The sequence below is a fragment of the Streptomyces sp. rh34 genome (assembly GCF_002551245.1).
Lineage (GTDB): Bacteria > Actinomycetota > Actinomycetes > Streptomycetales > Streptomycetaceae > Streptomyces.
Genome location: NZ_NTGZ01000450.1, coordinates 1 through 2,954 on the forward strand (window position 1 = coordinate 1; position 2,954 = coordinate 2,954).

The window sequence follows — 2,954 nt, forward strand, 5'->3', positions numbered from 1 at the left end:
GTCGGGCCCGATCTGGAGTGCCTCGCGTACTTCGTCGGGGGTGTAGGGCTGGTGTCCGTCGAAGCCGTTGAGGGCGATGACGAAGGGCAGCCCGCTGTTCTCGAAGTAGTCGACGGCGGGGAAGCAGTCGGCGAGGCGGCGGGTGTCGACGAGGACGACGGCGCCGATGGCGCCGCGGACCAGGTCGTCCCACATGAACCAGAAACGGTCCTGACCCGGTGTACCGAAGAGGTACAGGATCAGGTCCTGGTCNGACGACGGCGCCGATGGCGCCGCGGACCAGGTCGTCCCACATGAACCAGAAACGGTCCTGACCCGGTGTACCGAAGAGGTACAGGATCAGGTCCTGGTCGAGCGTGATGCGCCCGAAGTCCATCGCGACGGTGGTCGTCGTCTTGTCCCCGGTGTGGGTCAGATCGTCGATGCCCGCCGACGCGGACGTCATGACGGCTTCGGTGCGCAGCGGGTTGATCTCCGAAACGGCACCGACGAACGTGGTCTTGCCCACGCCGAAGCCGCCCGCCACCACGATCTTCGCCGAGGTGGTGGCGCGGCCCGTACCGCCGCCGCTAGAGCTTGCGAAGTCCACTGAGCACCCTTTCGAGCAGTGTCACATCCGGCGCGCCGCCGGCCTCTCCGTTGCCCGGCTGGTGGATGGCCACCATGCCGGCTTCCGCCAGGTCCGCCACCAGGATCCGGGCGACGCCGAGCGGCATCGACAGCAGGGCCGACACCTCCGCCACCGACTTGACCTCACGGCAGAGGTGGCAGATCCGCTGGTGCTCGGGGAGCAGGGTCCCCAGATGCGCGGGGTCTGCCGTCGTGCTGACCAGCGCCTCTATCGCGAGCTGGTAGCGCGGCCGGGTCCGGCCGCCGGTCATGGCATAAGGACGAACCAGCGGCTGGTCGCCTTCCCCGTCGTACGACGCGTGGTGCAGTGCTCCGTACGGATCGGGTGAGGCGGGTGGCGGGGTCATGAATCCTCCGGGCGTGACAGCAGGTTCTCGGCTTGCCGTCTGCAAGGGGCCGGTGAGGGGACTAAAGCGGCCTGACGGGTGAGGGTTGTGGGCATTACCTGGGGGGATCGTGTCGTGAATCCGCTGGATGGCCGCCTAGTGGAGCAGACTTCCTTGGAGTTCGGCGCGGAGGTCGGGCGTGAGGACGGTGCCCGCACGGTCGACCAGGAGGGCCATCTCGTACCCGACCAGACCGATGTCGGCGTCCGGGTGGGCCAGAACGGCCAGTGACGAACCGTCGGAGATGGACATGAGGAAGAGAAATCCCCGTTCCATCTCCACAACCGTCTGACTGACGGCACCGCCCTCGAAGATCCGGGACGCACCCGCGGTCAGCGAGGTGAGGCCGGACGCGACGGCGGCGAGCTGGTCGGCGCGGTCGCGCGGGAAACCTTCGGACATCGCCAGCAGCAGGCCATCCGCGGAGACCACCACCGTGTGGGACACCCCTGGGGTGTTGTCCACGAAGTTGGTGATCAGCCAGTTCAGATTCTGCGCGGCCTGACTCATGGGGCTCAACTAACGCTCCTGCTGGTGAGTGGGGCCGAGATGGATACTGCCGGTCTGCGGGCCGTTGTTGGCCTGCCGACCCTGCTGGATGCCCCGGCGGAGATTGGTCAGACGACCGCGCACGTCATCGGGCGCGCGCGAAACCTGTGGTCCGGACTGGTGATTCTGCTGCTGTGCGGTCCCCGGAACCAAATTGGCGCGGGGAACACGGCGCGGCAGCCCGGAAGTGGTGACCCCGCCGGCGGCGGGCTTCTTGACCCGTTCGGCCTGGCGTACGAGTTCGTCGTTGGGCGATGCCCGCCAGGAACTGGTGACCGAGGGGTCGGCCGCACCACGCTGAGGCATGGGCGGGACCGGCACACCGGAGGGCTCCGGGGCGGCCGGCGCCTGCGGTTCGGCGGGCGGCTGCTGGCCGCCCTGGCCGGGACCGTGGAACCAGTTCGTCTCCAGGGTGTCGTACAACGGCGTACGACCGTCCCCGGGACCGGCCGGCGGCAGGGACTCCGGCTGCTGCGGCAGCGCCGGACGGTACGGAGCCTCGCCCGTCGGGGAAACGGGCGGACGCGGCGCGCCGAAGTCGGGACCCTCCGGGCCGCGGTGACGCGGCGCGGGCAGCTGCTCGCCCTGGTCCGGCCGTCCCTGGCCCTGCTGGGGCTGGTGCGGGACACCGAAGTCGGGCCGGGCGAACTGGGCGGTGCTCGCCGGGTCCTGGCCCTGCGGAGCACCCTGCTGGTACGACCCGTCCTGGGGAGCCCCCGGCGCCGAGAAGTCGGGCCGGGCGAACTCGGAGGTCGCGCCGGGGCCCTGGCGGTCGTCCGACGGCCGCCGGCTCAGCGGGGCCTTGAACGACTGGTCCTGACCGAGGTCCGCGGGACGGGCGAACTGCCCGGTCGCGTCGTGCTCCTCGTGACCGCGCGGTGTGTCGGCGCCCCAGCTGGGGGTCGCCGGCCGCTGCGGCTGCGGGTTGCCCCCCGGCAGCTCGGCCCGCGGTCCACCGGACGGCGGCAGCTGACGGCCGGGGCCGCCGGGCTGCTGGAAGCCACCCTGGGCGGGGCCGCTCTGCTCCTGACGGTCCTGGGGCTGCAGCGCTCCGGGACCCTGCTGGTTCGACTGGTCCTGCCAGCCGGACGGGTTCTGCTGGTTCTGCGGTGCGAACTGACCCGGGCGCCCGTTCTGCCCGGGGGAGGGCGGAGCGCCGTGCCCGAACAGGTTGGTCGCGTCACCGCGGCCCGGGGCCTCGCCCTGCGGGCCGCCCTGGGCGCCGCGGGCACCGATCCGGGCGCTGTTGCCGAAGGCGCCGGCGAGGCCGCCGCTCTGGCGCTGGGGCGCCGGACCCTGACCCGGGAAGTCCTGACCGGGGCCGGCGTTGTTCGGCTGGCCGCCGCCCTGGGGCTGTCTCTTATACACATCTCTGATGGCGCGAGGGAG

2 protein-coding genes and 2 pseudogenes are annotated in these 2,954 nt (G+C 71.4%); all 4 read right to left on the bottom strand.

The genetic code is table 11. The features are described from left to right. Positions 1–529, bottom strand: a pseudogene (locus CR470_RS40145) (GTP-binding protein); the annotation flags it as partial. A 40-nt stretch (positions 530–569) separates the two neighbouring features. Beyond that, the gene (locus tag CR470_RS37050; RefSeq protein ID WP_003966010.1) at positions 570–977 is read right to left on the bottom strand and encodes a DUF742 domain-containing protein; all 408 of its coding nucleotides are present in this window, start codon (positions 975–977) and stop codon (positions 570–572) included. Positions 978–1,112: 135 nt separating this feature from the next. Continuing rightward, entirely contained in the window at positions 1,113–1,526 is a 414-nt protein-coding gene (locus tag CR470_RS37055) for a roadblock/LC7 domain-containing protein (protein WP_006127850.1), read from the bottom strand. Between the two features lie 9 nt (positions 1,527–1,535). Further along, positions 1,536–2,954: pseudogene (locus CR470_RS37060) on the bottom strand (histidine kinase); the annotation flags it as partial.

Coding starts and splice junctions, on each gene's coding strand:
- CR470_RS37055 (WP_006127850.1), bottom strand. CDS start 1,526: ATGAGTCAGGCCGCGCAGAATCTGAACTGGCTGATCACCAACTTCGTG.
- CR470_RS37050 (WP_003966010.1), bottom strand. CDS start 977: ATGACCCCGCCACCCGCCTCACCCGATCCGTACGGAGCACTGCACCAC.